This window comes from Aquimarina spongiae (assembly GCF_900141785.1).
GTDB classification, from domain to species: domain Bacteria; phylum Bacteroidota; class Bacteroidia; order Flavobacteriales; family Flavobacteriaceae; genus Aquimarina; species Aquimarina spongiae.
Window position 1 is genome coordinate 201,366 of the sequence record NZ_FQYP01000009.1, and the last position, 21,709, is coordinate 223,074.

The 21,709-nt window shown below is 38.1% G+C and carries 12 protein-coding genes; 8 read left to right on the plus strand and 4 right to left on the minus strand.

Going from position 1 to position 21,709, the window contains the following annotated elements; translation table 11 throughout:
• Window positions 1-12 precede the first annotated feature (12 nt).
• Both BUE24_RS19815 and BUE24_RS19820 read left to right on the plus strand, forming a co-directional pair.
• Complete coding sequence (locus BUE24_RS19815; protein ID WP_073320109.1) at window positions 13-1,008, plus strand: acyl-ACP desaturase; 996 nt, start codon at window positions 13-15, stop codon at window positions 1,006-1,008.
• 12 nt (window positions 1,009-1,020) lie between these two features.
• Window positions 1,021-1,674: an HD domain-containing protein gene (locus BUE24_RS19820; RefSeq protein ID WP_073320294.1), complete on the plus strand. Its 654-nt coding sequence runs from the start codon at window positions 1,021-1,023 to the stop codon at window positions 1,672-1,674.
• 82 nt (window positions 1,675-1,756) lie between these two features.
• On the opposite strand, the gene BUE24_RS19825 is transcribed toward BUE24_RS19820, so the two are convergent.
• The 3 genes from BUE24_RS19825 to BUE24_RS19835 form a co-directional block, all read right to left on the minus strand.
• Entirely contained in the window at window positions 1,757-5,038 is a 3,282-nt protein-coding gene (locus tag BUE24_RS19825) for a discoidin domain-containing protein (protein WP_073320112.1), read from the minus strand.
• Window positions 5,039-5,112: 74 nt separating this feature from the next.
• Window positions 5,113-7,104 carry a M12 family metallo-peptidase gene (locus BUE24_RS19830; RefSeq protein WP_073320115.1) on the minus strand — a complete coding sequence of 664 codons (1,992 nt, stop codon included), beginning with the start codon at window positions 7,102-7,104 and terminating at the stop codon, window positions 5,113-5,115.
• Between the two features lie 461 nt (window positions 7,105-7,565).
• On the minus strand, window positions 7,566-8,639 hold the full coding sequence (locus BUE24_RS19835) for a PA0069 family radical SAM protein (RefSeq protein WP_073320118.1): 1,074 nt from the start codon (window positions 8,637-8,639) through the stop codon (window positions 7,566-7,568).
• A 148-nt stretch (window positions 8,640-8,787) separates the two neighbouring features.
• Here BUE24_RS19835 and BUE24_RS19840 point away from each other — a divergent pair, with 148 nt between their 5' ends.
• The 6 genes from BUE24_RS19840 (at window position 8,788) to BUE24_RS19865 (ending at window position 19,362) form a co-directional block, all read left to right on the plus strand.
• A complete protein-coding gene (locus BUE24_RS19840) occupies window positions 8,788-9,771 on the plus strand; it encodes a toll/interleukin-1 receptor domain-containing protein (protein ID WP_073320121.1) in 984 nt (327 codons plus the stop codon).
• A 13-nt stretch (window positions 9,772-9,784) separates the two neighbouring features.
• Window positions 9,785-10,855, plus strand: a complete 1,071-nt coding sequence (locus BUE24_RS19845; RefSeq protein WP_073320124.1) for an isoaspartyl peptidase/L-asparaginase family protein — start codon at window positions 9,785-9,787, stop codon at window positions 10,853-10,855.
• A 166-nt stretch (window positions 10,856-11,021) separates the two neighbouring features.
• Entirely contained in the window at window positions 11,022-11,951 is a 930-nt protein-coding gene (locus tag BUE24_RS19850) for a hypothetical protein (RefSeq protein ID WP_139242063.1), read from the plus strand.
• A gap of 87 nt (window positions 11,952-12,038) precedes the next feature.
• The gene (locus BUE24_RS19855) at window positions 12,039-17,567 is read left to right on the plus strand and encodes an alpha-2-macroglobulin family protein (protein ID WP_073320129.1); all 5,529 of its coding nucleotides are present in this window, start codon (window positions 12,039-12,041) and stop codon (window positions 17,565-17,567) included.
• Window positions 17,568-17,690: 123 nt separating this feature from the next.
• Window positions 17,691-18,455 carry a 5'-nucleotidase C-terminal domain-containing protein gene (locus BUE24_RS19860; protein ID WP_073320132.1) on the plus strand — a complete coding sequence of 255 codons (765 nt, stop codon included), beginning with the start codon at window positions 17,691-17,693 and terminating at the stop codon, window positions 18,453-18,455.
• Window positions 18,445-19,362, plus strand: coding sequence for a bifunctional metallophosphatase/5'-nucleotidase (locus tag BUE24_RS19865; protein ID WP_073320135.1), 918 nt, complete (start codon window positions 18,445-18,447; stop codon window positions 19,360-19,362). Before BUE24_RS19860 ends, BUE24_RS19865 begins: the two co-directional genes overlap by 11 nt.
• A gap of 12 nt (window positions 19,363-19,374) precedes the next feature.
• Here BUE24_RS19865 and BUE24_RS19870 read toward each other — a convergent pair whose 3' ends face one another.
• Complete coding sequence (locus tag BUE24_RS19870) at window positions 19,375-21,597, minus strand: tetratricopeptide repeat-containing hybrid sensor histidine kinase/response regulator (protein ID WP_139242064.1); 2,223 nt, start codon at window positions 21,595-21,597, stop codon at window positions 19,375-19,377.
• Window positions 21,598-21,709 lie beyond the last annotated feature (112 nt).

The following is a 21,709-nucleotide window of genomic DNA, read 5'->3' on the forward strand; positions in this document are numbered from 1 at the left end:
ACACTTAATGTAATGGCTTTAGACAATATTAGATTAGAAGTAATGCAACTGTTGGAAAAGAAGATAGATGCATTTATCGAAAAATTCCTGATCCCGATAGATCAGGTGTGGCAACCCACTGATTTTTTACCGGATTCCCAAAATGAGGATACTTTTTTTGATGAGGTGAAAGAACTAAGAGAGTTGGCCAAAGAACTTCCTTATGATTTTTGGGTGGTACTGGTAGGAGATACCATTACCGAAGAAGCATTACCAACCTACGAATCCTGGTTGATGGATGTAGAAGGGATCAATCAGCAAGAAGGAGGAAACGGATGGTCGAGATGGACGCGCTTTTGGACCAGCGAAGAGAATCGTCATGGGGATACCTTGAACAAATATTTGTATTTGTCAGGACGTGTGAACATGAGAGAAGTAGAACGCACCACGCAACACTTGATCAATGATGGTTTTGATATCGGAACCGATCAGGATCCCTATAAGAATTTTGTATATACCAGTTTTCAGGAATTAGCAACATATATTTCGCACAACCGTGTGGCAAAAATGGCTAAACAATATTCGAACAAGTCTTTGGCAAAAATGTGTAAGATTATTGCCGGAGATGAAATGAGGCATTTTAACGCGTATAGCGAGTTTGTAAAGAATATTTTTGAAGTAGATCCGAGTCAGATGATGCTTGCTTTTAGTGACATGATGAAAAAGAAAATTGTCATGCCAGCACATTTTCTTAGAGAATCTGGAGAGAGCATAGGATCTGCTTTTGAAGAATTTTCTTATGCAGCTCAGCGATTGGGAGTATATACTTCTCAGGATTATATAGATATTATGCAACGACTCATTGATAAGTGGGAGATCGATAAGTTATTAGATCTTACCGATGAAGCTGAGAGAGCTCGTGATTTTGTAATGAAATTACCAGCCAGAATGCAACGAATCAATGAACGATTGGTAATTCCACAAGATGTGTTTCAATTCAAATGGGTGGAACCTGCAGTGGTGAAGTAAATGGCAGTCACAATGACTAATGAAGAAATTGTTTCGAAAACCATCATTTTTGTAAAAGATACGCTCGCAGGAGCAGAGGGAGGACATGATTGGTTTCATATAGAAAGAGTGTATAAAAATGCGCTGTTGATTTCCAAAGAAGAAGATGTTGATACTTTTGTAGTTGCTTTAGGAGCATTGCTGCATGATATTGCCGATTCTAAGTTTCATAATGGAGATGAAACTATTGGACCCAAAGTTGCAAGTGAGTTTCTTTTTGAATTAGGAGTTGCAGAAGATCTAGTAAACCATGTTGTAGCCATTATCGAAAACATTTCTTTTAAAGGTGGAAATACAACGCAAAAGTTCACTTCTCCAGAATTAGCCGTTGTGCAAGATGCAGACCGATTAGATGCCATTGGAGCGGTAGGAATTGCAAGGTGTTTTAATTACGGCGGATTCAAGAACAGAGCCCTTTATGATCCAGAAATCGAGCCTAATTTGAATATGACCAAAGAAGAGTATAAAAACTCTACAGCACCTACTATCAATCATTTTTATGAAAAGCTACTGTTGCTCAAAGATCGGATGAATACCAAGGCTGGAAAAAGAATAGCAGAACAACGCCATGCGTTTATGGAGCAATACCTTTCTCAGTTCTATCAGGAATGGAAAGGCGAAGCCTAAAATACATTTCAAATACAAAAGCCGGAAGAACCAATATCTTCCGGCTTTTTGCTTCAGTCTAATATAGCGAAGTTGGTTAAGTTTATTGTTTAAAGACTTTTACACTTTTTTCTACTCCGTCTTTTTGGATTCTTAGAATATAGAACCCTTTAGAGAGTGCGTGTGCGTCTAGTTGTATGCCTTGTTCTGTGACTTCCACTTTAATCGGTTGTACAACGCCATTGTTTCCGATCAATTGTATGGAACGCACTTCTTTTTTTGATGTAATTCCTTTCACAGTAAGGTGATCTCTGAAAGGAACAGGATATACTATGATCCCATCAAAATCCTGCAGGTCAACAACAGGAGGCGGGGTGCTTTCAGATTGCTTGTTGGCAACAAAGTTCCTGGCGGATGGGGCCAGGTATTTGAAACTTAATTCTGCCACTGAAGCCCATCGTTTCCCATCGACTTCAGAAAGTGCCCTAAAGTAAACATAACGACAACTAAAGTTATTGAGCTCTACGCTTTGTTTCAACGTAGATTTTTGAAAAGATCCCGTAGAGAGTTGTTGCCAGCTGGAGCCATCCCATCCAAATAAAATGTAATCTTTTACCATTCCTGTAGTGCCTTGCTGGCGACCTAAATAAGAGAATCCTACCAGTTCTCTTTGTTCTCCAAAATCGATGGCAATAAAGTGAGGGTGTGAGCTGTTGTCGTCATACCAGTTGGTGTGCCAATAGGTATTAGGATCACCATCGGCAGCTCTTTGTTTGGCGTGATCCGCATTTCCGGTTTCTTCACTATTGGTATCGTATACGGTACACCCTGTGCAATTATCCAGAACATTGGGAGGATTGGTATCGCCTATTACCACTTCGGTAGTATTGGAAAAATCAGAATAGCTATCACTGTCATAGGCTCTAACCCGGTAAGAATAGTTACCGTTTTCTAAGTTTTTATCCTCATAGGTTTGTACTCCTCTACTCACGAAATCAATACGCTCAAAACCGGATCCATCATTTCTCTGGATGGTAAATCCATTTTCGTTAGTAGAATTATCTTTCCAGTTCAAGGTAACGTCCTTTTCGGTAATTTGAGCAGTCAGATCGCTCGGTGGATTGATATCGTCGGGATTGGTTTGCTCATTATACAGATCAGACTCCCATATCCCGCGACCGTAGGTCGCCAAACGAAGTTTTCTAGTTGGATAGTGAATTTCAAGATCGGTCGTTTGTACTCCTGGTAAATTGGTAGAGAAAGGCACCCAAGAGCTTAAGTTATCATTGGTATAATACACACCAGATTGCATACCTACATACAACCCGTTGGCAGAAGTATCATCAAACACCAGACATTGAGCAGAAATGTTAGGCAGATTTCCTCTGATATTGGTCCAGGAATTTCCTGCATTATTGGATACATATACTCTTGATCCTGTTGCGGCAATAGCTACACGTTCAGGATTATTAGGATCTACGGCTATAAAATTGACATCTCCTCTGAAATTGCTTACTTCTGTCCATGTTGGGGTGTTGCTTTGGCCGTTTTTGGTTCTCCATACGCGCCCTTCCTCAGCGATATAGATGTAGTTATTGTTTGAAGCAGCGATAGCCATTTCATCCAAATTGCCTGGTAGATTGATATTGCTGGTTATATTTCTCCAACTGCCTCTTCTTCCACCGTCATTGCTTCGGTACAAATTTCGATAACCAACATAGATCATTTTATTGTCAATAGGGTCATTCATAAAAGGAGTAACCCATTCTCCGCTAAAATCTCCCGGCTTACTGATGCTACCGATACTGTTTCCTTTGTCGGTACTTTTGTATAAGTTTCCGAATTGGGTTGTACCATACACCACGTTACTGTTTTTATGATCTACAAAGCATTCCATCCCATCGGCTCCTAACCATTCTTTAAATTGCCGATTAGATCCGCTCATGATATTAGTACCATTGTCCTGGGCTCCTCCAACAATCATATTGGGATCAGTAACGGAGTTTCCGATTCGGTAGTATTGTCGCACAGCTAGTCCTCCCTGGGTCAAATCAGTAGTATTATCGCCCCGATCGCGACTTCTAAAAACTCCACCATCGGTTCCTATGTATAAGGTTCCGTTGATATAGTCAATGACTTCAATATCGGCATGTACATAAGATCTGTCATTGGGCTGATTCCAGGCAGCAAGGGTAGTGAAGCTAGAACCTCCATTCAATGAACGAGAATAGTTCATACCACCCACATGTACTTCGTTTGCATTGGTGTCTGATACAGCAATCGCCATATCTCTGGATGCCTGTGTGAAATACACCTGATTTGTAGAAACTGTATTGTAGCTTGATCGTATACTAAAACTAGATCCTCCGTCCAATGATCTGTACAAATACCCAAAGCTACTTCTTCTTTTTTGTACCAAATAGACGGCATTAGGATTGGCAGGAGTGACTGCCATTTTCATTCGTTCTGAAGAAACAATTCCACTTGTTATTCTGCTGAAAGAACCTCCTCCATTAGTAGATCGATAAAAACTAGTCCCACAAGAGTAAACAACATTAGTATTTCCTGGTTTGAACTTTACATCTTCTGCCCGGTCATTCAATACTCGACTAAAGGAACTTCCCCCATTAGTTGAGCGGTATAAAGATTTGGTCGTTCCGATAAAAATACGACTACCAGCGGGACTGATAAGAATCGTACGAGGTACTCCATTTACCTGATAAATCTCTGACCAGGAGTTTCCGGCATTTGTAGATTTCATAATTTGTCCGGCTCCGTTACCCAGGTATACCACATTGGTGTTGTTGGGATCAATAGCAATGGCCCAGATAGACATATTGACCATTTGATCACCTTTGGGTTCCCAACTTTGTCCTGCGTCTACTGATTTCCAGATACCACCACCAGGAGATCCAGCATAAATGATTTGTTGGTTAGCAGGTTCGACTGCTATCGATACGATTCTTCCTAATCCGGGCGACCAACTTCTTGTACGTGTCCAGCTGAAAGGGCCAAGCTCTTGCCATCCGTTGTTTTTGGTGTTGTTTTTTAGATCAGGGCTAGCATTTTGGCTCCAGAGTTTTCGAAATTTATTGGACTCGTCTACCACTTTTCGATTGCTAATGATACGGCCATTGGCATTTTGATTTCTCTTGGCCCAATATAAGTTTCGCATATAAAGTTTATAACCGCTACCTTTTCCTTTGTCCCGGTTTTTGTAATATTTATTTCCTAAGCGTTCAAGTCTATTCACTTTGATATCTTCCTCCTGCATGAGTTCAAATAATTCTTGAGAATACCCTTGATAGTTGATCGAATTGATCAAAAAAATGATCAGCAGAAGCACTTTTTTGTGCTCTAGAATTGGTGTTTTGAGTTGTGTCATGTTGATGTGTGTTTGAAAGCAATACAAAGGGCATGTATTACCAAACATGCCCTTGTAGTGCAATTATTGGTGATTTAGTTTACGGTAATTTTCTTGGTAAATTGGTTATTGCCGTACATCACTTTTACGAAGTAAATTCCGCTAGCAAGTGATTGTAACGACAGGGTTTCTTTAATTCTTCGAACAGGAAAAACAGTGTTTATTTTTTTATGAAGCACATCGTTGCCCTGAAGGTTTTTGATGATTACCAGTGCATTGGGATGGTTTACATTTTGTACTTCTATATGAATGTATTCCTTGGCAGGATTTGGATAAATGATAATGTCATCCTGATCGTCGATGAAAGATACTGTTCCTGGTAACGAAGCCAAAGATCCCGCACATGCAGCAAGTTCTATCCATTCGCTTCCATTCCATTCAAAAAGGTTACCTTGATAAACGACCTGATCCCCTGCACCGTAGTTGGTACCCTCAGACCATGGGGCTATGCCAAAACAAGGATCATTGTTATTCTCACAAGAACCCAAGCTATCCCAACCGTTGTTATCGTTTCTTCTAAACAGATTGCCTTGATAGACAACCAAATCCCCTGGGTTATATGTGGTATTCGAGGACCACTGTGGTACTTCAAAACAGGGATCATCACTACATTGCCCTAAGTCATTCCAGCTGTTGTTTGCTGTTCTCTCAAATAGTCGACCTTGGTATGTTACTTTATCTCCGGCAGTGTAATTGACATTGCCAGACCATTCTTCGACCCCAGCACAGCTTACTTCATCACTGCCTCCACCTTCGCAAGTGCCTACGCAACTGGCTCTGCTTATAGTTCTACGGATGACATTACCAGGTTGTGATCCAAAGCCTTTGTTGAGGTTCGTGCCAACACTCGTTAAATGACAATAACTCATGATTGTTCCTCCGTTTGATGGTACTCCAGGTCGACTACAACTTCCCTCGGTGTTGTAACAACCATCGATAGCGGTGTTGTTACCATTCCATACACAAGAGTGCGTATGATTTGATCCAAAATTATGACCTAGTTCGTGTGCGATTACAGATACGGTCCAGGAATATCTAGGAACGTTATCATAGCTTCGATTAATCCCAGATAACCCATAGCGATACGATCCGCATAAAGCATTTAACCAGGCTACTCCCCCAGAATAGTTGTAGGTTACGAAATGACCTAGATCGCCATTAAATCCATTTTGGTTGCGGTAACTGCGGTAATTATCAAGATTATTAAAAGGTGCTACAGAAGTCCAAGCTCTGATCCCTGAGATTTTCAGGTTGACGTCCTCATTGTTATACAGAATGGCTACTTGATTAAAGATAGATTGGATGTAATTGGAAGCCCCTTGGGATCCTCCTTTGTCCCGAACAATATCATTGGCAATATCAAAGAAAATCTCTGGACATTTGGTGCGATTAGCTGATGGTTCTTGTTTTGTGTGATCATCCTCTGGGGATTTGTTTTGAACATCTTTAGTTTGACAAGCAAAGTCATTCAAATGACTAATATCTTTGTCTTCGTAAAGAATATGCGCTATACTATCATCCAATTTTCCAAGAACTAAATTCCCAACTTCATCTTCTAAACTAATGATTCCAGAAATTTCACCATTACTAATGGTTATTGCGGCAATAGAATTTGGACTGTTCTTTACAATACCTCGATAATGAACAAGTGTTGTATTAGGTTTAATGACTTTACCTGATGGCATTTCTATTATAGAAAAATCATCTGTAGTTAGTTCTACCTTCACCAATTCTAGAAGCATAGAAGAATGTTTGCTGGGTAAAGAAAAGTGAATAGCATCTGGTGTTGATTGTTCAAAGCTTTTCATGGCCTCAGACTTCAACGTAAGGATGGAAAATTTTTTGAATTCTTTGGGTAGTTTGGTTTTCGTTTTTCCAGTGGTTACTTCAAAAAGAGAAATTTCTTTGAACTCCTTACCAAGAGCTTTGGCGTGAAGGACTTGTTGATTTGGTTTGTGTTTTTGTGTTTGGGCAAAAAAAGGGATTGTCAAAAATGAAATGACAAGAAATGTAAAAATACGTTTCATGTGTTTAGGTTTTAAGATTATTTAGTAATTGGTTGTTAGTAGTTGATACCAACAGGGGTTATTGCTCAAGAAACAGTGTGAACCGATTCTTAAATCAATACTTTTGGGAAAGAACAATGTCTTTACCTATTTGTAGGGGAAGAAATAGCTATTGAAATTCTACGGAAAAAAATCCGTGAGTATAGATCGTAAATTCAAGTAATAGTGTTAGTACATAACAATTACCTGGTGCATGAATGCAATAAGAATTCGAAATATCGAGTGCTTAAGAAGTCATTTTTTGGGGTACTGAATTCCTTTTCATTGTTGTTGTTTTGGTTGGGAAATGAATTATTTGTGTTTCGTTAAATTGGTTGCCCAAAAATACAAAATTTTCATACTATCGTCCAATAGAAAATAAAGAAAATATAAAATGAATATTGTATATGTTTATAAATCAAAAGTATAGATAGATAATTGTTCTAGAATAATTTCAATTGTCCATCTTTATGATGAGCGTGCAATTCACAATTCAATTGAATTCTTTCGTTTTTTGGGAAATACTTTTTTCGTGCTAATGCAAAAAGTTGATGGATTTGATCTGCTATTTTACCGCTGCCAGACATCCTTCTTCCAAATTGACTGTCGTTTAAATTTCCTTCATGACACTGCATGATTTGATGTAAAATCTTGTCTTTTCGATCAGGTAAAGTGTTCTCCAGCCATGAAGTAAATATCTGACCAATGGCTCCATTGAGCCGAACAACCGTATATCCAACGCTCTTTGCACCTCTTTTTGCGATTTCGCGGGTAAGCGGTAGAATTTCATGGCTGTTGATCGAAGGAATTATAGGAGCCATCATGACATTGGTGGGAACTCCTATAGCAGTTAGTTTTTCAAGGGTTTCTAATCGTTTTTTTATGCTAGCTGTACGAGGCTCTAATATTCTTCGGGTTTCTTCTTGTAAAGAAGTGATAGATAAAAATACCACCACCAGGTTGTCTTTGGCAAGTTCAGCCAAGATATCCATATCTCTTTGGATAAGTGCATTTTTTGTAATGATACCTACAGGGTGTTTGTATTTCAGAAATAGTTGCAACAATTGTCTCGTGATCTTTAATTTTTTCTCGACAGGTTGATAGCAATCGGTGTTTCCAGAAAGGGAGATAGGGCAAGCGTCCCAGCGTTTGCTTTTTAATTTTTGCTCTAGAAGCTCTGGCGCATTTTTTTTTATTAGAATTTTACTTTCAAAATCGATTCCTGCTCCATATCCCCAATATTCATGACTGTTTCGTGCATAGCAATAAACGCACCCATGCTCACATCCTTGATAAGGATTCAATGAATAGGCCATGCCAACATCGGGACTGGTTACTTTGTTCACGATTGTTTTTGGAAAAGTTTCAATATAGGTTGTGGTAAACTTGTTTACAGGTTCTCCTTGAGTAATACAGTAATTAAGAAAGTCATCTCGTATTTCATAGTGATTTTCTGAAAATCGATTGTGTACTTTTTCTTGAGCACCTCGTCCTTTGATATGTTTTTTTGGTTTCATAAGTATGGTTTTTTACGGTTTAAAAGTAAAACTTTTGTTGGAATTTTTCCTAGTAAAATTGGAAATATTCCAAATAAAGAAAGTAATTTTGTATAGAAGGTTTTTGATAAAAAAACGGATAGGTTTAGGTTTAAAAAAATAGTCAGTGATGAAGAATAAAAGCTATGAGTATGATGTGGCACTCTCCTTTGCGGGAGAGAATAGGGTATATGTAGATGAAGTTGCAAATAGCCTGAAAGAGAAAGGAATCAAAGTGTTTTATGATGCTTTTGAAGAGGCAAGTCTGTGGGGTAAAAATTTATATGAGTACCTCTCAGATATTTATCAAAATAAAGCGAGATATACGGTGATGTTTATTTCTAATTTTTATAACGAAAAACTATGGACCAATCATGAGAGGGTTTCGATGCAAGCACGTGCGTTTCAGGAGAGTCGAGAGTACATCTTACCGGCTAGGTTTGATGATACCGAAATTCCCGGCATTCTGAAAACAGTGGGCTATGTAAGTCTTCAGTCCAAAACTCCGGAGGAATTAGCCATTCTTATCGAAAAAAAAATAAAAAAGGATCAAACTTTTTTTAGGAGAAGATGGTCGAAACTCTCTACCATGATCAGTCCAAAGCCTTTTATCTTTTCAATAAAGATCGCCGACAAGTCAGGGATCCCGGTCAAGAATGCAAAAGTGGTATTGGTGGCGGGTAATTCCACTTATTTGGAGGGCAACTCAGACGAGAACGGAATTGCACATGTATTGATTAGAACCCGAAAACTATATACGGTTTTGATTGCTCATCCAGAGTATCCAGCGGTATTGTTCCCGAATATGAATCCCAAAGAGGATATTGAGGTTACTATTGAGAAAACAGAAGGATTTGGATCCTTAGTGATTAATAAATCCGGCCAACTGCCAATGATGGCTGGAAAAATAGAACCGATTTTAACCAGCGATAAAAAGTATGCGTTATATGCGGACAACATTGCGATCGAAGGAGGAATACCGCAGCCCTGTGATTTTGAGTTAAATAAATCCTTAAGCCTTGAGGATAATGCAGGAAATATTATACATTTAACCTTTAGATTTTTTCAAGGAAGAATCGCTTTAGTAGATTACTGTGTACACAAACTATTCTAACATTTAACTCATTATGAAAAAGATCATCGTCTTATTAAGTTTGGCTATGCTTTGGGCTTGTAAAGAACAACCTAAGGAAACTGCCGAAACGTTAGTGGCTAATACTTCAGAAGTGAATACCAAGACCCCGGAAGAATCTTTTGGGCTTGTTATTCATGGAGGTGCGGGTACTATTCTGAAAAAAAATATGACCCCGGAAAAAGAAGCGGCATACAAAGCCAAATTGGAAGAGGCTATAAAAGTTGGGCACACCATTCTTAAAAACGGAGGTACTAGTCTGGAAGCTATAGAAAAGACCATTAATGTTTTGGAAGATTCTCCGCTGTTTAATGCAGGAAAAGGAGCTGTGTTTACGGCTGACGGAACTAACGAATTGGATGCGTCAATTATGGATGGAAGTACGCTTAATGCAGGGGCAGTAGCTGGGGTAAAGACCGTAAAAAATCCTATTAACCTGGCCAGAGAAGTAATGCAAAACTCACCGCATGTATTACTATCGGGTACTGGTGCTGAAGTCTTTGCCAAAGAAAGAGATTTAGAGATTGTGGACCCTTCTTATTTCTTTACGGAAAGTCGTATGAAAGCTTTGGAGCGTGTAAAAGAGAAAATGAAAGAAAAAGAAGCTAGTAAAACGACTGCTTTTTATGATCCGGTCATCAAAAATTCAAAATATGGAACAGTAGGATGCGCTGCGTTGGATAAACATGGGAATCTGGCCGCAGGGACGTCTACGGGAGGTATGACCAACAAGAAATGGAATCGTATAGGAGATTCTCCTATTATTGGAGCAGGAACCTACGCCAACAATGCGACTTGTGCAGTGTCTAGTACAGGTTGGGGAGAGTATTTTATTCGGGCTATGGTGGCTCATGATATCTCTGCATTGATGGAATATAAAGGATTATCTCTTGAAGAAGCCTCCAAAGAGGTAATTCAAAAGAAGCTTACCGAGCTTGGAGGAACCGGAGGTATCGTCGCGATAGATCATAAAGGTAATGTGTCTATGGAGTTTAATACCGAAGGAATGTATAGAGCTACAATGAATGCAAAAGGTGAACTCACTATAGGTATTTATAAAAAGTAATACGTATACAAACAAAGTTATAAAGCCTCCAGAAATGGAGGCTTTTTTGTGTTCTTAACGATACATTTATGCCTTATAATCACTGTTTTCAGGGTAAAATGGGTAAAAAAATCCTAGTACTTTTGAATAACAATTTAGAAGTAATTTGGGGACTAAAATTTGTTTCGTGAAAACAGTGTTGAACGGATTGATGTGCTTTTTGTTTATCGTTACCACTACCAATATGATAGCACAAAATATTACAGGAATATATAGGATGCCGTCGGGTAACCCAGAGGGAGGAAGTACCCTGGTTGCCTTGGAAAATGGGAAATACATTATTTTTTACTTTGGAGGAGCACAGATAGGGCGTTGGAAAAATGTTGGAGATCATAATGTGGTGTTTACTCCTCATCAGGAAGAAAGCAGTTTTCAAGTATATGGTAGAAAAGATAGTGACTTAAATAACAAAATTAGGATTGCTTTTTTCGGCTTTGAAAATGGACCTACTCTCCTGGGGATAGATACATCAAGAAAGGATTCATTCAAAAAAGTTTTTAATGACGATGCCAATTGTTTTGGCCCACTTCATGTCGAAGTTTTTGATACAAATACCAAGAAAATTCGTTTTGCAGCACAACAGGAGTTAGGAGGTGTAGAAACTGTAGCTTTTGATATTAAAGCATACAATGATTTTATTGCTTACTACGTTGGGTCACCACCAGTCGATTCTTTTTATGCGGTGTTTAAGGAAAACAAATTATTTTTTGATGAAAACGAAGGTATAACAAGAAGTGATTTACCTCAAGAAGGAGAAGATATTCAATATGCCAGGGAATTGGCAAATACTATAGATCACATTGAAAAAGTGAAATATTGTAATCCGCAATACCATCTTTTTCAAGATCCGATTCCATCGTTTTATGTGTTTAACGAAGAGAAAGGAGCTTATTTAGATCCCGATAGTTATCAAGAAGATCAGGAATTTATCCCAGATGAATATGATTATGACGATATGTCGATAATTTATGCTTACCGTAGATGTAATCCAAATATTGTAAACATATCTGCGATAGAGATTGATAAGGAATCGATTTTTATTGAAAAATGTGATTAAGGTATTAGTTCTTAATTATAGAGATTGGGATACCATATAGAAAAACAAAAAACACTACATTTATAAAGTCAACTAAATCCAATCTGTATGCAATATTCTAGAATTCTTTGGGGATTACTATTCGTAACACTTATTTTTTCCTGTAAGAAAAAGGATGAGGCCGAAATGGCAAGATCCAACGCCTCAGAACTTAGTAAATATCATGAGTATATTTCAGACATTTCTTCTGGAGTAATATCAGTACATGATCAGGTGTATGTCGTGCTACAAACCCCGATAGAAGGATGGAGTGATAATCAAGAGTTACCGAGTGATTTATTGTCTGTATCTCCTAGAGTAAAAGGTAAAGTAATTGCTGTGAATAACAGAACAATATCCTTTCAGCCTGAAACTCAATTTAAAGAAGATACGCAATATACATTTACCCTTGATCTGGAAGACTTGGTTGAGGGTCTTAAAGATGGTCTTGATGATGAGTTTGTATTTGGTGTTAAAACGCTGAAACAACAATTTTCTGTATTGACTAACAATTTACAGTCCTATAGTAAGGATTGGCAATATATTGACGGTACGTTGTCTTCTAGTGATCAAATGATTTTTGAGATTGCGAAGCAATTGGTAACGGCAACACAAAAAGGAAAAAAGGTATCTGTAAAATTTAGTGAGTCGGGTAGTAAAAGTCGACAATTCAGTTTTAGAATAGATAGTATACAGCGTTTTGAAGATGATTCTGAAGTAGAGATAAAGTGGTCTGGAAAATCTTTGGATATTGATACCGAAGGAGAAGGTGTGCTGTCTATACCCGGTAAGAATAATTTTTCTGTAATCAGCGTATCGGTAGCCAATGTAGATGATCAATATATCGAGGTTAATTTCTCTGATCCGTTACGTAAAAATCAGGATTTCAGAGGATTGGTAACCGTAGGGAATGAAGGCAACTTACGATACGTGGTAAACGGAAATGTACTAAAAGCATATCCCAAAAAAGAATTAAAAGGGACACAATTGGTTACCATTCATGAAGGAATTAAAAGTACAGATGATTATCGTCTAAAAAACACCTACACAGAGAACATTTCATTTCAGCAACCCAAACCAGAAATTCGGTTGTTACAGAGTGGAGTGATTCTTCCAACCTCAGACAATCTGAAATTCAATTTCGAAGCAATTAACCTTCGTGCTGTAGAGGTGCAGGTGATCAAAGTATTTGAAGATAATGTATTACAGTTCCTTCAAAACAACAATTTGTCTGGCTCAAGTAACTTGAGAAGTGTGGCAAGACCAATAGCAAAAAAACTGATCAACCTTCAGGAAAATGCTTCTTTGAATCTCAGTAAATGGAATGCCTTTGCAATCGATCTCAAAGATTTAATCACTCCGGATCCAGGAGCTATTTACCGAGTAGAGTTAAACTACAAAAAAGCATATTCTCTATATCGTTGCGATGGAGGAGCAGGAAATGATACTCCTATCGAAGAGCTTGCTGATAATTATGATGAAGAAGAAGCAGAGTCGAGTTTCTGGGATACGTCTCAATATTATTATGAAAGTTATTACGGGTACAATTGGAATGAGAGAGACAATCCTTGCGACAATTCGTACTATAGAGATAGAAAGCTAAGCGCTAATATTCTGGCGTCCAATTTAGGAGTTGTGGTCAAAAAAGGATTGAACCATTCTTATGTGGTTAGTGTAAATGATATCGTAACCACCAATCCAGTATCCAATGCCAAGGTCACTTTCTATAACTATCAGCAGCAAGAGATGGGTGAGGCCACTACCGATGCCGAAGGGATTACAGGTTTTGATGCTGATCGACCAGCGTACTTTGCAATTGCTAAGTCAGGAAAACAACAAACCTATGTAAAGCTGAACGATGGTAATGCATTATCAGTAAGTAAATTCGATGTGGCAGGTGTTCGACTGCAAAAAGGAATCAAAGGGTATTTGTATGGTGAACGTGGCGTTTGGCGACCTGGAGATACCTTGTTCTTATCGTTCATGCTCAATGATAATGCGAATAAACTCCCACAAGGACATCCTGTAAAATTCGAGTTGAAAGATCCTTATGGCAAGGTAACATATCAAGAAACCAAAACTCAAGGAGTAAATAATTTCTATCGATTTACAGTTGCAACTTCAGATGATGCACCTACAGGAAATTGGCAGGCAAAAGTAAATGTTGGTGGGGCTAGCTTTAGCAAAACCTTGAAAATCGAAACGATCAAACCTAATCGATTAAAAATAAAAACAACCTTTGAAGATGAGATTCTTGGAGCGAATAAAGCCATAAAAGGTGATCTAGAAGTACTATGGTTGCACGGGGCTATTGCCAAAAACCTGCAGGCTGATATCAATACTCGATTCAGCCCAACAAAAACCAGTTTTACAACATTCCCAGGCTATATTTTTGATGATCCTACCAGAAGATTTGGGACCGAAGAGCAAGAGGTCTTTAATGGCAAAATTTCAGACCAAGGGAAAGCAAGTTTCAACCTTACACCTAATCTGGAGAATAAAGCTCCTGGAATGCTAAGAGCAGCATTTATTACCAAAGTGTATGAAAACGGAGGAGATTTTAGTACTGATGTGATGACCAAAACCTATTCTCCGTATCAAACTTATGTAGGACTTAATACTCCCAAAGGAGATAAAGCCAGAGGGATGTTGCTTACCGATACCCAACATAATTTTGAAGTGGTTACGGTAGACGAAAAAGGAAATCCGAAATCAGTAAATGATCTGGAGGTCTTTGTGTATAAAGTAAATTGGAGATGGTGGTGGGACACCTCTGAAGATAACTTGTCGTCGTATAACCGAGGTTCATATCGAGACGAAGTATTCAAAACCAAAGTGAATACCGGGAGTAATGGAAAAGCTAATTTCAATTTTGAACTGAAATATCCAGAATGGGGTAGATATCTGGTAAGAGTCATAGATCCTTCAGGAGGGCATGCTACCGGAAAAACCATTTATATTGACTGGCCAGGTTGGGCAGGAAAATCAAGAAAAAATGACCCTTCGGCGGCTACCATGTTATTGTTTTCTACTGATAAGAATACCTACAACGTAGGAGAAAAAGCCACAGTTACCTTCCCGTCTAGCGAAGGTGGTCGTGCTTTGGTTACTGTAGAGAATGGTACAGAGGTATTATTATCCCAGTGGGTGACTCCTCAAAAGGACGAGACCAAGTTCGAAATCCCAATAGAAGAATTGTATACACCCAATGTATATATCCATATTACCTTATTACAACCACATTCTTCAACCAAAAATGACCTGCCTATACGATTGTATGGGGTGGTGCCGATATCTGTAGAAGATCCTAATACGAAGATCGAACCAAAATTGACCATGCCGGATGTGTTGCGACCTGAAGAGACGATTACAGTAAAAGTGGGCGAAACCAAAGGGAAGGCAATGACCTATTCTATTGCTATAGTAGATGAAGGACTTTTAGATCTTACTCGTTTTAAAACACCGAATCCATGGACTAGTTTTTATGCACGAGAAGCATTAGGAGTAAAAACCTGGGATATTTATGATGAGGTGATCGGTGCATATGGAGGTAGTATTAATCAGGTGTTTAGTATTGGTGGGGATGCCGAAGCCGGAGGAAGTAAATCCAAGAAGGCAAATCGCTTTAAGCCCATGGTGGTTTATGAAGGGCCGTTTGAATTAAAACAAGGAGAAACTAGAGCGCATAAAATTAAAATTCCGAAGTATGTAGGTTCTGTGCGTACAATGGTTGTGGCATCTGATGCAGAAAAAGCGGCTTATGGAAGTACAGATAAAACAACACCAGTTCGCAAACCATTAATGGTACTAACTTCAATTCCTAGAAAAATTACTCCGGGAGAAAAAGTGACCATACCTGTTACTGTTTTTGCAATGGAAAAGAAAGTGAAAAATGTGACCGTAAGTTTGAAGCCAAACAAAGGGTTTACTGTTGTTGGAGAAGCACAACAACAACTCTCCTTTGCGCAACCCGACGAAAAAATGACTTATTTTGATATTGAGGTATTGGAAGGTGCATCGATTACCGATATTGAAGTTGTGGCTAGTGGTAATGGAGAGAAAGCCTCATATAGTGTACCTATAGATATTTTGAATCCAAATCCGATGACTACCGAAATCACTTCGGTGGTACTCGAACCTAATAGTGAACAAACGATCAATTTTGACGCGTTTGGGATTGATGGAAGCAATGGTGCTACAATCGAGTTTTCTTCGTTGCCACCAATGAATTTTGAAGGTCGATTAAGCTATTTGATACGCTATCCGCATGGATGCGTTGAGCAAACTACCTCGGCCGCATTTCCGCAGTTGTATCTGGGAGATGTATTCAACCTTTCTTCAGAAAAGAAAGATAAAATTCAGAAAAACATTGAAGCGGCTATTCGAAGATTAAAACGTTTTATACAACCCAATGGGGGGATGTCATATTGGCCAGGATATACGAATCCTAATGATTGGGGAACGACCTATGCCGGTCATTTCTTGTTAGAGGCGAATAAGAAAGGGTATGTGCTGCCAATAGGATTCAAGAGTAACTGGATTAATTACCAACAACAGCAAGCCAAACGATGGAGAAACGGAAACTATGATCTCGCCCAGGCGTACAGATTATATACCTTGGCATTGGCTGGAAGTCCAGATTTGTCATCAATGAATAGATTAAGAGAGTCCTCGAATTTGTCTAACAATGCCAAACTTAGATTAGCAGCGGCTTATGGATTGGCAGGACAAAAGAGCGCAGCTAACCAATTATTAAATTCGGCAAATATCGATTATAGCGCAACAAAAAATAGCTATTACACTTATGGTTCTACCAATCGAAATAGAGCTATGGCTATCGAAACTTATGTATCGCTAGATCGTAAAGAAAAAGCACAAGAAGTAGCTGTTGCCCTAGCAAAGGAGTTATCTTCTAATAGCTGGATGAGTACACAAACCACGGCATATGCCTTGGTAGCTATGGCCAAATATGCGGATTATGTAGGTGGTAAAGGAGTAAACGTAGGATACAGTCTCAACGGAAAATCCAATACGGCAAATACAGAGAAAACATTGGCGACCTCAGGAGAGTTGAGCATTATCAAAAACAATACGCTGGTCCTGAAAAATAATAAAGACAATACCATCTTTGTGCAAATTGCAGCTAGTGGGATTTTACCGGTTGGAGAAGAGAAAGTAATTCAGAGTAATTTTAAGGCGATCGTAGATTATAAAAATAGAGATGGTAGAATCATTGATCCTACAAAATTGACCCAAGGGACCGATTTTGTTGCCGAAGTTACCATTACCAATACTACAGGATCTAAAGTGAAGGATATTGCGCTTACCGAACTATTCCCCTCAGGCTGGGAAGTGGTGAATACCCGATTTACTGATTTTGGTTCTTTTAAAGCCAATAAAGTGACCCATACCGATATCAGAGATGATCGTGTTAATTTCTATTTTGATTTGAAACCGAGAGAGAGCAAAAAAGTGACCTTGTTGCTTAATGCTTCCTACTTAGGGAAATATTATTTGCCTGGGATCCAGTGTGAAGCCATGTACGACAATGACTATTTGGTGAGAACAAAAGGAAGGTGGATTGAAGTAGTAAAATAAATACACTAGGATGAAATCCCTTATTTTAACTTAGCAAAATGTTAAATGATATGATGATCTTAGAATTAACAGTGAGTTAAAACAATTTTGCGTACCATTGTGGAAATTATATGTGGTAAAAACATGAAATTTAGAGTCAGAATAATTTTGATGGTGCTTACCGGAACCTTGTTTTCGTGTAAACAACAACCATTTGTAGTAGAAAAGGTAACCTCTAGTCCTCAAAAAATTGATGCATCGATTGCCGACGATAAAGAAGTAGATGATTTTATTGCGCCATTTCGCAAGCATTTAAATGAAACACTGGATGCTCCACTTAGTTTTGCAACAAAGAACCTTACCAAAGGAGATGGTGAATTAGAAAGCACCTTAGGAAATCTGGTAGCGGATATATCTTTAGAACAAACGGCTTCAATTTTTACCAAAAGACATAACAAGAATATCGATTTGGTATTGCTAAATCATGGTGGATTAAGAGCTCCAATCCTGAAAGGGAACGTTACAGCAAGGACTGCTTTCGAAGTAATGCCTTTTGAAAATGAACTGGTAGTTGCCGAATTGACTTCTGAAAAGACAAAAGAATTAATTTCCTATTTGACTGCAAGACTTCGTGCCCATCCGATAAGCAATCTGGAATTGAGTATTAATAAGGAAACCAAGCAAGCAGAAAAAGTACTAATCGATGGTAAACCTTTGGAAGAAGGAAGAACCTATTTGGTATTGACTACAGATTATTTGCAACAAGGTGGCGATCGTATGGATTTCTTTAAGGATCCGGTACATCTCTATAAAACAGATTATAAGCTTAGGAATGCTTTGATTGATTATTTCAAAAAGACAGATACACTTCATGTTTCACTAGATAAAAGAATGAGTTATGCAAAGTAGAAGAGTGTTTATTCAGCAGATGGCTTCGGCTACAGCCTTTGCAAGCCTGGGAGGGTTAAGTTTAACTTCGTGTACACAACCCTTATCCAAAAAGATTACAGTATTGCACACCAATGATGTACATAGTCAAATAGATCCTCTTCCCGAGAACCATTACCGATATCCGGGATTAGGAGGTTTTGCACGACGAGCTTCAATTATCGAAGCAGTTCGAAAAGAGAATCCTAATACGATCTTGCTAGATGCTGGCGATATATTTCAAGGAACACCATACTTTAATTATTATGGAGGTGAAATTGAGTTTAAACTCATGTCGAAGCTGAATTATGACCTGGCAACGATAGGAAATCACGATTTTGATAATGGAATAGATGGATTATTTGGCCAGTTACCCAATGCCACTTTTGATTTTGTGTCGGCTAATTATGATTTCAAAAATACCGTTTTGGACAGTCATGTAAAACCTTATAAAGTATTAGTAAGAGATGGTATCCGAATTGGAGTTTTTGGACTTGGAGTTCAACTAGAAGGGTTGGTAAACAAAAACCTATACAAAGAAACAAAGTATTTGGATCCTGTAGAGATTGCCCAGGATATGACACAGGCACTAAAACAAGAAGAAAAGTGTGATATCGTTATCTGTTTATCGCATATTGGGTATGACTACAAAAAATCGCCAGATCGGATATCAGACCTTAATTTGGCCAAAAAAACCAAGGATATTGATTTAATTATTGGAGGGCATACCCATACCTTATTACCAAAACCGACCGTAGTTGACAATGCAGCTGGAGAAAAGGTTTTAATCAATCAATGTGGTAATAGTGGTGTTTATATGGGGCAAATTGATTTTTATTTGGATAACAAAGGGAATAAAACATCAAAAGGGAGATCTATAGCAGTGTAATCTATAGCAATCTTAAGAGCCAGGTTGGTGCTTTCTTTTTACAAGATGTTTGAATATAGCATTACGTAAATCCATTTTAAGTAACGGTTTATTAAGTAAATCATTCATACCTGCTTTTCTGCATTCTTCTTCTACTTCGCTTAATTCTGATGCAGTAAGGGCGATAATAGGGATAATAGTATCAAACTCGCGAATTTTTAAAGTGGCTTGCATACCATCCAGCACAGGCATATTAATGTCCATTAGAATCAGGTCGAAATTTTCTTTTTTCAAAATTTCGAGCACTTCTTCTCCGTTTTCTACAATAGTTGATTTGCAACCAATTTGAGTAAGCAGTTTTTTGGTTACCATCTGATTGATTTTGTTGTCTTCGGCAATCAAGATGTGAGCAGAAATGGTGTGACTAACTTCCATATCTGCAGGCAGGCCAGGAGTACCGTTTAACTGATCGGCAATTTGTAAATCGACATCAAAGTAAAAGCGGGTTCCTTGTTTTTTGTTACTTTCAAATTGAATCCTGCTGTTCATTAATCCTAACAATCGTTTTACGATAGCCAATCCTAACCCTGTTCCTTGTTTGTTGCTGTAAATACTTCCGATTTGAGAGAATTCTTCAAAAATATATTCTTTCTGATCTTCTGGAATTCCTATTCCTGTATCTTCGACTTCAAATCGAAGAGTAACCCTATCGGCAGAGGTAGTAATTGGTTTGACTCGAAGCCAGATCTTTCCATCAACAGTAAATTTTATCGCATTGTTGATCAGATTGATTAGGATTTCGGAGATTCTTAACGGATCAATCAACAACGAATTAGGGATGGAGTGATTGTATTCAAAAATCAACTCATTTCCTTTTTCTCCAGATTGAAATTCGAAGGACTGCAATATGTTTTTTGTTAGCGAAGCTAGATTGGTAGGGGTTTGTGTAAGATCTGTCTTTTCTGAATCTATTTTACTAATTTTTAAGACCTTGTTGACCAGGTTTAACAAATGGTCTGCAGAAAACTTTAAGGAATTGAGCAGCTTTTTGTCGTTGTCGGACTGTTTGTTGTTTTCTATCAACAGAGACGAAATACCAATCACTCCATATAGCGGAGTTCTAAGTTCATGACTTACCGTAGAAATAAACTGTGACTTGATGTTACTCAATTTCTCGGCCTGAAGCTTGGCTTGATTCAGTTCAGCATTTTTAGCTTCAAGAATTTCACTTGCTTTCTTCTTCGATATATATCCCCGGTAATAAAAGAAAACTACAAAAATGAGTAAAACAAGTGCTGCCAAAGAAATGGTAATAATAGTTTTATTACTTCGATCAATATTTTGTAGTAGTTCTTTTTCTCTTTCTGAAGCGCTTAATTTTCGTTCGTATTCATCTACTTTGAACCTGATTTTTGCAATTTCTTCATTTTTCTTCCGAGCGTTTTTAAAAACTTCAAACTCATTCCTCTGCATACTATTTAGATCTTGTATGGCTTTGGGATAATCACCCATCGCCTGATACATCTCTGATCGATATTGATAAAAATAGCTTTTACCTTTCAGCCAGTACTTGTCTTCGGTCTCCAACAGGTCGAAGGTTTTATCATAGTTTTCTTCTGCACTTTCGAAATCTTTCTGATGTGCATAGTTTCTTGCGCGTATTAGGTACAGGGTGCTTCTACCGAGTTGAATACTATCTGGGATGATAAGATCCAAACTATCAGCTTCTTTAAGGTAAGGAGCAGCTTCTTCGTACCTATCCAAATCCATAAAGGTCCAAATAAGGTTATGCAAGGGAATTTGATAATTGTTGGCTGGATTGATTCTTTTGCTGAGTTTTACTCCCTTTTTATAATAAATTAGAGCATTTTCATAATCTTCATTGTCATCATAGTAGATGTTTCCTAGGCTATGCAGTATATAAGGTAATAGTATTTTTGAAATAGTTTTTTCGCTATGGTCTAAAGCTTTTAAGAGATTAATTTTGGCATTGTCATAATCAATAATTTCATATTGAATAGTACCCATCATAAAATAAGAATGGGACAAGTAATGATTGTGATTGAGCTCGTTAGCATAGGTGACCGCCTTGAAGGTAAGTTCTAAGGCCTCATACATATTATTCTCCAACCTTAGTTCTTGAGATTGCTGGATAAGCACATCAAGACTATCTATTTTCTCATAACCTTTATCGTTTTGAGAAAGCAGAACCGCAGGCATAAGCCAGAGGAGAATGACGATGGTAACTTTTTTCAACACACAACAATTTTAATAAAAATACACGGATTGCGTAGGGGTAATACCCATTATATCAATGACCGACCAATTGTATTTTTACGTTTGAGTCCCTTAATTTTCTCAACCGAAC

What these genes read in the sequence shown, in the direction of transcription:
- BUE24_RS19815 (WP_073320109.1), top strand. Translation starts at nt 13, where the DNA reads ATGGCTTTAGACAATATTAGATTAGAAGTAATGCAACTGTTGGAAAAG.
- BUE24_RS19820 (WP_073320294.1), top strand. Translation starts at nt 1,021, where the DNA reads ATGACTAATGAAGAAATTGTTTCGAAAACCATCATTTTTGTAAAAGAT.
- BUE24_RS19825 (WP_073320112.1), bottom strand. Translation starts at nt 5,038, where the DNA reads ATGACACAACTCAAAACACCAATTCTAGAGCACAAAAAAGTGCTTCTG.
- BUE24_RS19830 (WP_073320115.1), bottom strand. Translation starts at nt 7,104, where the DNA reads ATGAAACGTATTTTTACATTTCTTGTCATTTCATTTTTGACAATCCCT.
- BUE24_RS19835 (WP_073320118.1), bottom strand. Translation starts at nt 8,639, where the DNA reads ATGAAACCAAAAAAACATATCAAAGGACGAGGTGCTCAAGAAAAAGTA.
- BUE24_RS19840 (WP_073320121.1), top strand. Translation starts at nt 8,788, where the DNA reads ATGAAGAATAAAAGCTATGAGTATGATGTGGCACTCTCCTTTGCGGGA.
- BUE24_RS19845 (WP_073320124.1), top strand. Translation starts at nt 9,785, where the DNA reads ATGAAAAAGATCATCGTCTTATTAAGTTTGGCTATGCTTTGGGCTTGT.
- BUE24_RS19855 (WP_073320129.1), top strand. Translation starts at nt 12,039, where the DNA reads ATGCAATATTCTAGAATTCTTTGGGGATTACTATTCGTAACACTTATT.
- BUE24_RS19860 (WP_073320132.1), top strand. Translation starts at nt 17,691, where the DNA reads ATGAAATTTAGAGTCAGAATAATTTTGATGGTGCTTACCGGAACCTTG.
- BUE24_RS19865 (WP_073320135.1), top strand. Translation starts at nt 18,445, where the DNA reads ATGCAAAGTAGAAGAGTGTTTATTCAGCAGATGGCTTCGGCTACAGCC.